9 protein-coding genes are annotated in these 14421 nt (G+C 34.4%); 2 read left to right on the plus strand and 7 right to left on the minus strand.

Annotation, left to right across the window (positions count from 1 at the left end; translation table 11 throughout):
• Positions 1-116: 116 nt before the first annotated feature.
• Positions 117-2663 (minus strand): ATP-dependent Clp protease ATP-binding subunit, encoded by a 2547-nt coding sequence (locus L0669_RS13440; protein ID WP_173971931.1) that lies wholly within the window; start codon positions 2661-2663, stop codon positions 117-119.
• A 258-nt stretch (positions 2664-2921) separates the two neighbouring features.
• On the opposite strand from L0669_RS13440, the gene gyrA reads away from it, so the two are divergent.
• Positions 2922-5564 (plus strand): DNA gyrase subunit A, encoded by a 2643-nt coding sequence (gene gyrA / locus L0669_RS13445; protein WP_263758208.1) that lies wholly within the window; start codon positions 2922-2924, stop codon positions 5562-5564.
• A gap of 38 nt (positions 5565-5602) precedes the next feature.
• Positions 5603-6871, plus strand: a complete 1269-nt coding sequence (locus tag L0669_RS13450; protein ID WP_263758209.1) for a tetratricopeptide repeat protein — start codon at positions 5603-5605, stop codon at positions 6869-6871.
• 72 nt (positions 6872-6943) lie between these two features.
• Here L0669_RS13450 and L0669_RS13455 read toward each other — a convergent pair whose 3' ends face one another.
• The 6 genes from L0669_RS13455 to L0669_RS13480 all read right to left on the minus strand — a co-directional run bounded on the left by L0669_RS13455 (position 6944) and on the right by L0669_RS13480 (position 14370).
• The gene (locus tag L0669_RS13455) at positions 6944-7363 is read right to left on the minus strand and encodes an OsmC family protein (protein ID WP_263758210.1); all 420 of its coding nucleotides are present in this window, start codon (positions 7361-7363) and stop codon (positions 6944-6946) included.
• Positions 7364-7691: 328 nt separating this feature from the next.
• Positions 7692-9683 carry a DUF349 domain-containing protein gene (locus L0669_RS13460; RefSeq protein ID WP_263758211.1) on the minus strand — a complete coding sequence of 664 codons (1992 nt, stop codon included), beginning with the start codon at positions 9681-9683 and terminating at the stop codon, positions 7692-7694.
• A 248-nt stretch (positions 9684-9931) separates the two neighbouring features.
• A complete protein-coding gene (locus tag L0669_RS13465; RefSeq protein ID WP_263758212.1) occupies positions 9932-10681 on the minus strand; it encodes a lipid A phosphoethanolamine transferase in 750 nt (249 codons plus the stop codon).
• 69 nt (positions 10682-10750) lie between these two features.
• Positions 10751-11500, minus strand: a complete 750-nt coding sequence (locus L0669_RS13470) for a shikimate dehydrogenase family protein (RefSeq protein ID WP_263758213.1) — start codon at positions 11498-11500, stop codon at positions 10751-10753.
• Complete coding sequence (locus tag L0669_RS13475) at positions 11500-12897, minus strand: tetratricopeptide repeat protein (protein WP_173971938.1); 1398 nt, start codon at positions 12895-12897, stop codon at positions 11500-11502. Before L0669_RS13475 ends, L0669_RS13470 begins: the two co-directional genes overlap by 1 nt.
• Positions 12898-13173: 276 nt before the next feature.
• A complete protein-coding gene (locus tag L0669_RS13480) occupies positions 13174-14370 on the minus strand; it encodes an aspartate aminotransferase family protein (protein ID WP_263758215.1) in 1197 nt (398 codons plus the stop codon).
• Between the last annotated feature and the right edge of the window lie 51 nt (positions 14371-14421).

Genomic DNA, 14421 nt, shown 5'->3' on the forward strand with positions numbered 1-14421 from the left:
AATAGCCAAAAATAGCTATTTGCTTTTACTAAAGATACTAATTTATCTAAAAAAAATACCCGTTATGTTATGAAAACGTAACGGGTTTGTTATTTCTGTTATAAAACTTAACTAATTTATTGATTAGTTGGCTCTTCAGCTTTATGTATTTCTACTGATAACTCTTGAGAATCATCTTTCAAATCCATTAGGATTTCATCACCTGAATGAATTTTTGAAGTGATAATCTCTTCAGCTAATAAATCTTCAACATATTTCTGAATTGCTCTTTTTAGAGGTCTGGCTCCAAATTGTCTGTCAAAACCTTTTTCTGCAATAAATGCTTTTGCTTTGTCAGTAAGATTTAATTTGTATCCTAATTCAGCAATACGAGAATATAGTTTTGTAAGTTCGATTTCGATAATCAAATCAATATCGCCTTTTTCTAATGCATTAAATACTATTACATCATCAATTCTGTTTAAGAATTCCGGTGCAAAAGTTTTCTTCAATGCATTTTCGATAATGCTCTTAGAGTTTTCATCGGCCTGAGCTACTTTCGCAGCAGTTCCAAATCCTACGCCTTGTCCGAAATCTTTCAACTGACGTGCTCCAACATTCGATGTCATGATAATGATAGTGTTTTTAAAGTCGATTTTGCGACCTAAACTATCTGTCAAATATCCATCATCTAAAACCTGAAGCATCATATTAAACACATCCGGATGCGCTTTTTCGATCTCGTCTAAAAGTACCACACAATATGGTTTTCTGCGAACTTTTTCAGTAAGCTGACCACCTTCTTCGTAACCAACGTATCCCGGAGGCGCTCCAACTAAACGAGAGATAGCAAATTTCTCCATGTATTCGCTCATGTCGATACGAACTAATGCATCTTCAGAATCAAATAATTCTTTTGCTAAAACTTTTGCCAATTGGGTTTTACCAACTCCAGTCTGACCTAAGAAAATGAACGAACCAATTGGTTTGTTAGGATCTTTAAGTCCGGCTCTGTTACGCTGAATAGAACGTGCAATTTTTAAAACTGCTTCGTTTTGACCAATTACTTTATTCTGAATCAATTCAGGTAATTTAGCCAGTTTGTTGCTTTCTGTTTGTGCAATTCTGTTTACAGGAATTCCGGTCATCATAGAAACAACATCGGCTACATTATCTTCTGTAACTTCAATTCTGTTGTTTTTAGAATCTTCTTCCCATTGTTCTTGTGCAACAGCAAGATCTTTTTCAATGCGTTTTTCATCATCGCGAAGTTTGGCAGCCTCTTCGTATTTTTGTTTTTTGACTACCATGTTTTTCATTTCACGAACTTCTTCTAACTGACGCTCCAAATCCAAAATTTGTTTCGGAACATCAATATTAGTAATGTGCACGCGAGAACCCGCTTCGTCAAGAGCATCAATAGCTTTGTCTGGTAAGAAACGCTCAGACATATATCTGTTCGTTAATTTAACACAAGCCTCAATTGCTTCCTGAGTATAGGTTACATTGTGGTGATCTTCGTATTTGTCTTTAATGTTGTTCAAAATCGCAATAGTTTCCTCAACAGATGTTGGTTCTACAATTACTTTTTGGAAACGTCTTTCAAGAGCGCCATCTTTCTCGATATATTGTCTGTACTCATCAAGAGTAGTAGCACCAATACATTGAATTTCGCCTCTTGCCAATGCAGGTTTAAACATGTTCGAAGCATCAAGTGAACCAGTTGCTCCGCCAGCACCTACAATAGTATGAATTTCATCAATGAAAAGGATAATATCGTCATTTTTCTCCAGCTCGTTCATTACGGCTTTCATTCTCTCTTCAAACTGACCACGGTATTTTGTTCCTGCTACTAAACTGGCAAGATCAAGTGTAACCACACGTTTGTTGAAAAGAATACGAGATACTTTCTTTTGGATGATGCGCAGTGCAAGTCCTTCTGCAATAGCAGATTTACCAACTCCAGGCTCTCCAATTAAAAGAGGGTTGTTCTTTTTTCTACGGCTTAGAATTTGAGAAACACGTTCGATTTCTTTCTCGCGTCCTACAACCGGATCTAGTTTTCCTTCCTCTGCCATTTCTGTTAAATCTCTCCCAAAATTATCTAAAACCGGAGTCTTAGATTTTTTGTTTGACTTATTGGCTGGATTATTGAAACTACTTTCTTTAAGACTGTCATCTTGTCCTGAATCGTCATTATACGATTCGTTTCTTGGCAAGTTTTCTAAGAATTCTTCTTCGTTTGGAGTCATATTTAAATATTGTTCTTTAGCTATGTCATAATCTATTTTTAGTTTATTCAATAGCTTGGTTGTTGGATCGTTTTCGTTTCGTAAGATACACAATAGCAAGTGCGCCGTGCTAATAGACGAGCTCTGAAATACTTTAGCTTCAAGAAAAGTGGTCTTCAGTGCTCTTTCCGCCTGACGCGTAAGATGAAGATTTTTCTTCTCTGCATTTACTTCAACGCTTTGATTGGCTGGGCTCAGTATTTCTACCTTCCTGCGTAAATGATCTAGATCGACTGCAAGGTTATTAAGAATATGAATAGCTTTTCCGTTTCCATCCCTTAAAATGCCTAGCATTAGATGTTCAGTACCAATAAAGTCGTGGCCCAAACGTAAGGCTTCCTCTTTACTGTAGGTAATAACATCTTTTACTCTTGGTGAAAAATTATCATCCATAATATATAATTGGTATTGTAAATTTAGTGAATTAGTGTTTGAAAAACAAAAACCATACCCTTAAGGAACTCCTGACAGCTAAGAGACAAAAAAAATAGCAATAAAAGCGTTAAAATGTGCTTAATTTATTAACTAAAAGCGAAAATAAAGTTGTTAATAAATCATTGAAATAAGTGTAAGGAAATAGCTGAAAAAATTCCAAAAAAACGTATCTTGGCACGCTTTGAAACTAATATAATTATTTAAACATAACAACTTATGTCTGAAGGAGAAAAGTTAATTCCTATTAACATTGAAGATGAAATGAAATCTGCTTACATCGATTATTCGATGTCAGTAATTGTATCGAGAGCGCTTCCTGATGTTAGAGATGGCTTGAAACCAGTGCATCGAAGAGTTCTTTACGGAATGTATGATTTAGGTGTAACTTCAAGATCTGCCCACAAAAAGTCTGCAAGAATCGTAGGAGAGGTTCTGGGTAAGTATCACCCACACGGGGATACTTCTGTTTATGATGCAATGGTTCGTATGGCTCAGGAATGGAGTATGCGTTATTTATTAGTGGATGGTCAGGGTAACTTTGGATCTGTTGATGGTGACAGTCCTGCAGCAATGCGTTATACTGAGGCCAGAATGCGCAAAATATCTGAAGATATTATGGCGGATATCGAAAAAGAAACAGTTGATTTTCAATTGAACTTTGATGATACTTTATATGAGCCAAAAGTAATGCCTACAAGAGTTCCTACTTTATTAGTAAACGGAGCAACAGGTATTGCAGTTGGTATGGCGACAAATATGCCTCCACACAATTTAACTGAAGTTATCAACGGTACATTAGCGTATCTTGATAATAACGATATTGAAGTTGACGAATTAATGACACATATCAAAGCTCCGGATTTTCCAACCGGTGGTGTAATATATGGTTATGAAGGAGTTCGTGAAGCTTTTAAAACCGGTAGAGGACGTATTGTAATGCGTGCTAAAGTTGGTTTTGAAGAAGTTGACGGAAGAGAATGTATCATCGTAACGGAGATTCCGTATCAGGTGAACAAAGCCGAAATGATCAAACGTACGGCTGATTTAGTTAACGACAAAAAAATTGAAGGTATTGCGAATATTCGTGACGAATCAGACAGAAACGGTATGCGTATCGTTTATATCCTGAAACGTGATGCTACGCCAAACGTAGTATTAAATACCTTATATAAATTTACATCATTACAATCTTCTTTTAGTGTAAACAATATTGCATTAGTAAAAGGTCGCCCGCAAATGTTGAATCTAAAAGATATGATTCACTATTTTATCGAGCACCGTCATGATGTAGTAGTTCGTAGAACTCGTTTTGAATTACGTAAAGCAGAAGAAAGAGCGCATATTTTAGAAGGATTAATTATTGCTTCTGATAATATTGATGAAGTAATTGCAATCATTAGAGGTTCTAAGAATACTGAAGAAGCTCGTGAGAAATTAATTGAAAGATTTAATTTGTCAGATATTCAGGCTCGTGCAATTGTTGAGATGCGTTTACGTCAGTTAACAGGTCTGGAGCAAGATAAATTAAGAGCTGAGTTTGACGAATTGATGAAGTTAATCGAACATTTGAAAGCGTTATTGGCAGATGTAGATTTAAGAACAAACTTAATTAAAGAAGAACTTGAAGAAATCCGTGAGAAATACGGAGACGAGCGTCGTTCTACTATTGAATATTCTGGTGGAGATGTAAGTATCGAAGATTTGATTGCTGATGAAAATGTGGTTATTACAATTTCTCACGCAGGTTATATCAAACGTACTAACTTAACAGAATATAAAACTCAAAATAGAGGTGGAGTTGGACAAAAAAGTGCAGGAACAAGAGATCAGGATTTCCTTGAGCATATGTTCGTTGCAACCAATCACCAATATATGATGTTCTTTACGCAAAAAGGAAAATGTTTCTGGATGCGTGTTTACGAAATTCCTGAAGGAAGCAAAACTGCAAAAGGTAGAGCAATTCAGAACCTGGTAAATATTGAAAGCGATGATAAAGTAAAAGCTTTCATTTGTACACAAGACTTAAAAGACAAAGATTATATCAACAGTCATAATCTTGTAATGGTAACTAAGCAAGGTCAGGTTAAGAAAACTTCTTTAGAGAAATATTCTAAACCAAGAGTAAATGGTGTTGCTGCAATTACAATTAAAGAAGGTGATGAGTTACTTGAAGCAAAATTAACTAACGGAGAAAGCCAAATTATTTTAGCTGTTAAGTCTGGTAAATTGGTTCGTTTTGAGGAAACTAAAACACGTCCGATGGGAAGAACAGCTTCTGGAGTTCGTGGAATTACTTTAAAAGACGATACTGATGAAGTAATTGGTATGGTTACAGTTGATAAAGAAAATGTAAACGATACACAGATTTTAGTTGTAACTGAAAACGGATACGGTAAACGTACTAAATTAGTTGATGACGATGGAGAAGATGTTTATAGAATCACAAACCGTGGAGGTAAAGGTGTTAAAACACTTAATATCACCGAGAAAACCGGAAAATTAATTTCTATTAGCAACGTAACTGATGCTGATGATTTAATGATCATCAATAAATCTGGATTAACAATCAGAATGGCAATTGAAGATTTACGTGTAATGGGTCGTGCAACGCAAGGTGTTCGATTGATTAACTTAAAAGGTAAAGATTCTATTGCTGCTGTAACAAAAGTAATGAAAGATGATGTTGCAGAAGTTGTTGTTGACGAAGATGGAAATGTTATCGAATCTGCTATCGAAAGAGTAAAACCGGATTTAGAAGTTCTTGAAGACGAAGGTCCTGTAGAAGATGATGACGACGACGATACTGATGAAGAAATCGAAGACGAAGATGACTCTGACGAAGAAGAATCTGAAGAATAAATAAAACCCACTTATAATTAAATATACAATTGAATATTATGAAAAGTAAATATGTAATACTTGCGTCAGCATTATTGATTTCAGTAGCTACTTTTGCTCAAAAAGATCAGATAAAAAGTGCTGAAAAGGCTTTAAAAGGAGGAGATGCTCAGGGAGCAATTACAATCCTTAATGATGCAGAAAATATGATAGTAAATGCTAAAGATGTTGAACAAGCTCAGTTCTACTCTGTAAAAGCGAATGCTTATTTAGATTTAGCAAATAAAAAAACAGACGAAAGTAAAAACCTTTCTCTTGCTGCTGAAAACTATAAAAAGTTAATTGATGTTGAAAAAGCTTCAGGAAAATTAAAATATTCTACTCAGGCTGCAGCTTCTATCACTGAAATCAAAGGAAAGTTGATTAACTCAGCTATCGCAGATTCTCAGGCTGGTAAAAATGTTGAAGGAGCAAAAAAATTATATGATGCTTACTTGTTAGAGAAAAAAGATACAATCAATTTGTATTATGCAGCTTCAACAGCAGTAAATGCTCAGGATTTTGATCTTGCATTGCCAATGTACGAAGAGTTAAAACAATTAAACTACTCAGGAAAAGGAACTAGCTATTTAGCAGTTAATAAAATTTCTGGTAATGAGGATGCTTTTAACAGTGCAAAAGACAGAGATTTAGCTGTAAAATTAGGAACTCACGAAAAACCTAAAACAGAAGCTATTCCTTCTAAAAGAGGAGAGATCTACAAAAACTTAGCTTTAATTTTAGTTCAAAAAGGACGTAGCGAAGATGCTAAAAAAGCAATCGCTGATGCAAGAAAAGCAAATCCGGAGGATACTTCTTTGATTCTTACTGAAGCTAACTTATACTTAGAGTCTAAAGATTTTGAAACTTACAAAAAATTAGTTGGTGAAGCTTTAGAAAAAGAACCAAACAATGCTGATTTAGTATTTAATCTTGGAGTTCTTAGTGCTAATGCAAAAAATAATGCTGATGCTGAGAAATACTATTTAAAAGCGTTAGAAATTAATCCAAATTACACAAATGCTTATCTTAACCTTGCAGCTTTAAAATTAGAAGCTGAAAAGCCAATTATTGATGAGATGAACAAATTGGGTACTTCTGCAAAAGATATGAAACGTTACGATGTGTTGAAAGCACAAAGAGAAAACGTTTTTAGAGGAGTTATTCCTTACCTTAAAAAAGCAAATGAGTTAGATCCTAAAAACGAAGATGTTTCTAAAACATTATTAGGAGTTTACAAAGCTTTAGAAATGACTGCTGAGGCAAAAGCATTAAAAGCTACAATGTAATTCTAAAAAACTTATTCCATAAAAAAAGATCCCGTTGCAAAACGGGATCTTTTTTTTTATGCCTGAAAATAATTAGCTAACTAGTTCAACAGACAATGTAATTGTTGTGTTTAATAGTTTTGAAATCGGGCAGATTTCTTTTGCTTTGTTTGCTGTCTTTTCAAATTCTTCAGCTGAAATATTAGGAACTTTACCTTTTAAATCTAAATGAATTAAAGTTATAGATCCATCTTCAAAAGTAACTGTGGCTTCTGTATTTAAATCATCTGCAGTAAAACCTCCTTCGTTAAGTAAAAAGCTTAATTGCATCGTAAAACAGCCAGAATGAGCTGCTGCAACTAATTCTTCAGGATTTGTTCCAACTCCGTCTGCGAATCTTGTTTTAAATGATAATTGAGCATTATCTAGTGTAGTACTTTGAGTACTGATTTTTCCAGTTCCTTCCATGCCAGTTCCTTTCCAGTTGGCATTTGCTTTTCTTGTAAATTTCATTTTCGTTGTTATTAGGATTAATAATTGAATTTGTTCATTTATTGATTATCAATAGATAATGTGGTTTATCAAATATAATCAATATTTTACAGAATTGTTTTATGAAGTTGAATTGGGAATGTTAAGCTTAGGGTTTCAGGTTGAAATGAGATAAAGGTTGGAGTGGATTTTACCGCAAAGCACACAAGGTTTTTTTATATACTGGGATTTAATAAAACGCAAAGTTCGCAAAGCTTTGTGTTATTTAGCTTTGGGAACTTTGCGGTGAAATCCGAACAGTACAAAAAAAAACTGCAATGAATATTTCACTGCAGTTTTGATATTTAAATTACTCCTGACCCAGGCTACGTAATTGTTTTAATTTATCTTTCCAAAGCTCAAGGCTTTCTTTATGGATAGCGATGTTTTTACGAACTTCAAGAACAATTGAATTCTCTTTTTTAGCGTTTTTGGTATTCGCAAAGAACTGAATGTTATTTTCTAATTGGAAAATCTCATTTTGAACTTCTTCAATTTTACGCATTAAGAAGATCTTTTCGTTATCTAATTTACGAGTATCGTTGCTGTCAGATAATGAATCAATACGATTAGAGAAACGCATCATTTCAGTTTCTTTTTTACTCAAACTTAGCTTTTCAAAAAGTGCATCCAGGATTTTATTGAATTTTCCTTCGATATGACGTCTTGAAAAAGGAACTTTTCCGTAGCCTTTCCAGATTTCGATATGCGCTTTAATAGCGTCAAGATCAGTTTTGTGATCACCTGTTAATTGGTAAGCTCTTAAAATGTCTAAGTATGCTTTTTTATTGTCGAAAGCAGCAACTTCGTCAACGTTTTCTTCAGATTTGTGCTCTTTTAATTTATCGAAATAATGATTGCAGGCATCTTTAAATTCTTTCCAGATTTTATCTGAATATTTTTTAGGAACGTGACCAATTTGTTTCCACTCTTCCTGAATTTGTTTCATGATTGGAGTAGTGGCAGCAAAATCTGTACTTTCCTGCAATTCTTTGGCTTTTGCAACAAGAGCCATTTTTTTATTCAAATTGTCGTTCTGATCCTTTTTAATGTCTTTGTAAAACGAATTTTTAAAAGAATTAAAGTTTCTAACTGCAGTTTTAAAAGCAGCCCAGGTTTCTTCATTCACTTCAGATGGTACTTTTCCGGCAGCAAAAAACTCATTTCTAAGTGCTTCTACTTTTTGAATTTGTACTAACCATTGAGAGTGAGAGTTTACTTTTTCAGTTCCTAAAACCTCAATTTTACCAATGATTTCTTTTTTAACTTCAAGGTTTTTTTGTTCGTTTGCTCTTTGACTTTCAAACAAAACTTCTCTTTTATCGTGAATTTTTTTAGTCAGTTCGCTAAATTTATTCCAGATTACATCACGGTGTTCTTTAGAAACAGGTCCGATATCTTCTTTCCATATTCTGTGTAAATCCTGTAATTCACGGAATGCTTTGCTAATGTCAGTTTCGTTTGCTAACTCTTCTACACGAGCAATTATTTTTTGCTTTTGCTCCAGATTGTATTTAAAATCTAAATCTCTGGCCTCACGATCTAAATGCAGATAATCATAAAAATTTTCTACATGAAAATGGTAATTATTCCAAACGTGATTGTATTTGTCTTTTGGGATTGCTCCGGCATTTTTCCATCTTTCTCTTAAATCATTAAAATGTTTCAGAGTGTCTTTGATGTTTTCCTGCGGATTGATAAGTTCTTTAAGTTCTTCTACAATCGCAAGTCTGTTGTCTAAATTCGATTTTAGATTGGTTTGTAAATGCTTGAAATGAGCATTTCTTTTTTCTCTAAAAACATTATAATATTCGTCAAATTTAGATTTTAACGGAGAATGATATTCAAATTCCTCATTCGGGTCTTGTTTAGAAGCGTTAAATTCGTCTTTTTTCTCCTCTATAAGGTGGTTGTATTGTAGTAAAAATGATTTTTTAATTTCTTCGATATGATCTTTTACAGACATTACTTTATCTGTATTGATCAATTTTTTAAGCTCATCAACAAGTGCATCCAAAGAAAAAGTATCATAATCCTGCATAGGAATGTCATGACGCTCTTTTAGCGTTTCATCTTCACTTTCTTCGGCGTTCGAATTGGTTATAGCATCTAATGCAGTCTGATGATTGGCTTCTGTCTCTTCGGCTGTAGCGTCTGCTTCAGTTTCAGTTTCTGAAGTAGAAATTTCAGCAGCTGTTTCAGGCTCCGATGTTTCAATTGCATTATCTTGTGTAGAATCGCTAATCTCGATTTCTAATTTTCCGTCTGCTTCTTGCAGGTTATCATTCTTTTCTTCTAACATTTTAAATGTATAAGGTTTTTATTTTAAACAGAGCGAAAGATACTAAAGGTGTTTCTAAATACAAAATAAATCGTTTGTTTATACGCTTTTTTAAGATGAAATTCCTATTTATTGCGGTATTTTAGGAATATGATCTTGGTTTTTTGGCTGATTTTTTTGAAGTAAATTTAAATTTCGGATTAATAGAAATTTTAGAAAAATCAAATTAAATTGATATTCTAAAGTTGAAATTTTAGTTTTCTTTCAAATTAAAATAAAATAAGCATGCCAACTTCGATGCCGTAATTATAAGATTTATGTCCTCCAAAAGCAATGCTGGGATGAATATAAGCCATATCATTTTGGGTTATTTTTCGTCCGAATTCTATAAAAGCATTATTGGGATAACCTTTGGTCGTAGCATTATATCGAAATGCAACATCGGCAGCAATCCAGTTTTTTCCGATGATATACATGAAATAATTTTCGAATGCCGTTGTATTTACATCCTGTCTATTGTCAGATCCGGCAAAGCTTATCTGGTTTTCTAAAGAAGCGATCCAAAGCATCTTTTTTTCTATAAGATAACTTCCGTAAAATAGAGCAGGGGCGAAAACCCATTTTCCGGTACCTATGGCGGGATCTGCAGCTGAGTTTGAAATAATCCGGGCTCTAAATGCGATTCCTTTGTTATGTTGTAAGTAAGGGATATAACTTATGCCGACACCAATATCTCCAATTCCGGTTTTATTGACAGAAGAAGTATTGGTAGAAATTAAAGGAAGGTCTACTCGTAAATTCCAGGCTCTGTTAGCAATAGGATGTAAAAAACGAAGTTGTGTAGTATTATACGATCCGGAATCAGTATCGAGATATTCATTAAAAAGTAAAATAGTTTTTAAATAATAATGATACCGCGCCTCAGTGTAAGGATTCGCTTTAGGTTCTAAAGTATCCTGAGCTTTTACCGAAAGAGTAATTAAAAAGCTTAATAAAAAAAAAAACTGTAATTTATTCATAACTACTTATTAATGAGTAGTCTAAAATTAAGTAAATTACAGTTGTTTTTCTTTATGTCTTTGATTTTTTTATTTGTTCCAGATTTTCCAGGCTTTTTCTGCCTGAAAAATAAGCATGTCGTAACCGTTTTTTATTACGGCACCTTTTGCTTTGGCATTTTTTAAAAACTGAGTTTCTGCAGGATTGTAAATTAAATCGTAAGCGATGTGTTTATCTGTAAAAAACTCATAAGGAAGATCAGGACAAGCTTCTATATTAGGGCTTGTGCCAACAGGCGTACAATTGATTATGATTTTGAAATTATCAAAAGTAGTAGCATTGATTAGGTTGTAATCGATGATGTTTTCTTTTGCTTCTCTCGATACAAATGTATACGGAATGCCAAGTTCATCCAGTGCAAAGGCAACACCTTTTGAGGCGCCGCCTGTACCCAGAATAAGTGCTTTTTTATGATGCGGTTCTAATAATGGTTCTAATGATTTTTTGAAACCATAATAATCCGTGTTGTATCCTTTTAGTTTACCGTTTTTGGTAAATTTAATCGTATTTACGGCGCCAATTAGAGCTGCTTTCTTTGAAAGTTTATCTAAGAAGGGAATAACTTGTTCTTTGTACGGAATCGTAACGTTTAGACCTTTTAAATCGGGATTGTTTTTTACTAATTCAGTGAAATAATTAATTTCGGAGATGTCAAAGTTTTCGTAGCTGTTGCCGGCGAAAACTTCATCGCTGAATTTTTCTGTAAAATATCCTTTTGAAAATGAGTAACTAATATTGCGGCCTAACAAGCCAAAACGTCTTCTTAAAATATCAATCATTATTGTTTTCTGTGTTTTTCGATGTAATTTTTAACCATTTTTTTTGTCCATACTACCGGAAATAAATCTTCGATTAAGATATAATTATCAAAGTTTAAACGCAAACCATTACTTAAATGAAATTTTGCTTTGGTATTGTCCTGAATCATAAAATACAATCCTGCCAAACGATATTCGATTTCGTTTTCTTCAGGAAAATATTCAGATGCTTGTAATAAAGTCTGAATAGCACTTTCGAACTCGCCTAAAAATTGAAGGATATCAACCCAAAATAACCAGGTGTCTAAAGCGTAATCTCCAAATTCTACCGCTTTTCTATAACCAAATTCAGCTTCTTCAAAAAAGTTCATTTGCTTATTGATCGTCGCATAACGTTTCCAGTACAAACGATTTTGATTGTCGATAGCTAATGCTTTATTAACAAAAAATAACGCTTTTTGAAAGTTTTTCTGGCGAACATAAAAATCAGTAATGGCAATCCATCCTTTGTCTAAAAGCGGATCCTCATGTACAGTTTGATTGTAATATTGAAGCGCTTTTACGGCATTACCTAATTTTTCGTAGCATTTACCAATACGCAATAGCGCATAAGATGTTGCATCGTCTAACTCGATGGTGCGGTTGTAGCTTTCGATTGCTTCGCTGTATTTTTTAAGACGCTCATACGCTTTTGCTTTTTCCATGAAAGCACCTAAAAACTCATCGTCGATTAGGGTTGCATAGTCAAAAGCACGAATTGCGTTTTCGTATTCTTTTACGCCATAATGCAAACGTCCGAGCTGGTGCCAGGCAATTTCGCTATATGGGTTTTTGTTGATGTATTCGTTTAAATATACAATAGCTTCCTGGTTTTGATCTAAAAATTCAAAACAATACACCACGTTATACAAGGCAGACTGATCTTCTAAATCTTCTTCAAGACATTTGATAAAACTGTCTTTTGCCATCTCAAGGTTATCCATAAAAAGATATTCCATTCCGATCAAGTTGTATACGTCAGCGTAGTCATCTGTATATTGCAAGGCAATTTTAAGTAATTCTACTGCTTTTTCGTGTTGATCTCTTTTAGAACAAATATTGGCTTTCTGGATGTAAATTTCCTCGTTATTAGGTTCTATTGCATATAACTCGTTCAGGAGTTTTTCGGCGATTTCTAGTTTGTCGTCGTAAACCAACATTTCTACTTGTACTAATTTTAAGCCCGTAGATTTTGGGTGTTGGTCTAATGCAAGTTTCAAGGCCTTCTTTGCTAAATTAGCCTTGCCTATGTCTAAATAATGAAGAATAATTTCTTCGAATTCTTCAGAATCAAAAAAGAGTACTTTGTTAGTTTTTAACATCGACTCAAATTTGGATAGGGATAGGTTATAATCTTCTTCTTCGTTGCTTAATTGCATACTGTCTTTATTTGAAATTAGCCTGTTATAAATTTAGGCAACCATATTATTGTTGTGAGGAATGAGAATTAATTGTTGTGAACAATTTAATTAACAATATGGACAGAATTTCTATTCTGTTTTAGGTTATAATCTTTTGGTGTTTAAAAGATTAAATTTGATTATTATTCTATATCTTGTTTTTAACCGGGAGTTCTAGCTCTGATGGCAGCGATATCCTTTTATTTCCGCCGCGGCGGACAAAAGATTTAGCGAACAGCAGGAAATAGCTCCTAATTAAACTACTTGTTCTTTTTTTAATATTTCATCCATAACATTTAAGATTATGGCACAACCTTCTTTTATTTCTTCGTCAGAAATGGTTAATGGTGGTGTTATTCGTATTGCGCATCCTTCAAACAGCAACCAGAATAAAATGAGGCCTTTATCCTGACAATTTAAAATAACCTGATTGGTTATTTCGGCACTTTCTGTCATGGCGGCAAGCATTAATCCTTTTCCTCTAACTTCCTTTATCAAAGGATGTACCAAAAGCGATCTGAAGAGTTTTTCTTTGTTTAGTGTCTCCTGCATTAAATTTGTTTCAGTTAATTCCTGCAAAGTAGCTAAGCAGGCTGACGCAATGACAGGATGACCTCCAAAAGTAGTTATATGCCCTAATTTTGGGTTTTCGGTCAAAAGATCCATTTTTTCTGCCGATGCGGTAAAAGCTCCTACGGGCATTCCGCCACCCATTCCTTTTCCCATAACGACGATATCCGGAACTACGTCATAGTTCTGAAAACCAAATAGTTTTCCGGTTCTTCCAAATCCAGGCTGAATTTCGTCTACAATCATCATCGCTCCAACCTCATCGCAACGCTCGCGTACTTTTTGCAGATAATTATTTTCCGGCTGAATAAATCCGGCGCCTCCCTGAATGGTTTCTAAAAGTATAGCGGCTGTTCTGGTGGTTATTTTTTGTAAATCTTCTATGTTATTGAAGGTAACAAAATCAACATCGGGAAGCAATGGTCGAAAGGCTTGTTTGCGTTCTTCGAATCCCATAACACTCATAGATCCCATTGTGTTACCGTGATACGCGTTGTGGCATGAAATAAGCTGACTGCGACCTGTGGTTCGTTTGGCTAATTTTAGCGCGCCTTCGATAGCTTCTGTACCTGAATTTACCAAATAGGTTTTGTTTAAGGATTCTGGCAGGAGTGAAGCCATAAGTTTGCAATATTCTACAGCCGGGCTTTGCGAATATTCGCCATACACCATAACGTGCGAATACTTATCCAGCTGGTCTTTAATGGCCTGATTGACTCTCGGGTGCTGATGCCCAAGTGTACATGCCGAAACTCCGGCAACAAAATCTAAATATTTTTTATCGTTTGTATCGTAAATATAGGAACCAATGGCGTGAGAAACTTCCATTCCGAGTGGGTAAGGAGAAGTTTGTGCCTGGTATTTTATAAAATCTGGATTCATTTTTTTTTAAGGTTCAAAGTGGCAAAGGTACTAAGGTTCTAAGTTTAGTCT

Source organism: Flavobacterium bizetiae (assembly GCF_024271895.1).
GTDB lineage: Bacteria > Bacteroidota > Bacteroidia > Flavobacteriales > Flavobacteriaceae > Flavobacterium > Flavobacterium bizetiae.

What these genes read in the sequence shown, in the direction of transcription:
- L0669_RS13440 (WP_173971931.1), bottom strand. Translation starts at nt 2,663, where the DNA reads ATGGATGATAATTTTTCACCAAGAGTAAAAGATGTTATTACCTACAGT.
- gyrA (WP_263758208.1), top strand. Translation starts at nt 2,922, where the DNA reads ATGTCTGAAGGAGAAAAGTTAATTCCTATTAACATTGAAGATGAAATG.
- L0669_RS13450 (WP_263758209.1), top strand. Translation starts at nt 5,603, where the DNA reads ATGAAAAGTAAATATGTAATACTTGCGTCAGCATTATTGATTTCAGTA.
- L0669_RS13455 (WP_263758210.1), bottom strand. Translation starts at nt 7,363, where the DNA reads ATGAAATTTACAAGAAAAGCAAATGCCAACTGGAAAGGAACTGGCATG.
- L0669_RS13460 (WP_263758211.1), bottom strand. Translation starts at nt 9,683, where the DNA reads ATGTTAGAAGAAAAGAATGATAACCTGCAAGAAGCAGACGGAAAATTA.
- L0669_RS13465 (WP_263758212.1), bottom strand. Translation starts at nt 10,681, where the DNA reads ATGAATAAATTACAGTTTTTTTTTTTATTAAGCTTTTTAATTACTCTT.
- L0669_RS13470 (WP_263758213.1), bottom strand. Translation starts at nt 11,500, where the DNA reads ATGATTGATATTTTAAGAAGACGTTTTGGCTTGTTAGGCCGCAATATT.
- L0669_RS13475 (WP_173971938.1), bottom strand. Translation starts at nt 12,897, where the DNA reads ATGCAATTAAGCAACGAAGAAGAAGATTATAACCTATCCCTATCCAAA.
- L0669_RS13480 (WP_263758215.1), bottom strand. Translation starts at nt 14,370, where the DNA reads ATGAATCCAGATTTTATAAAATACCAGGCACAAACTTCTCCTTACCCA.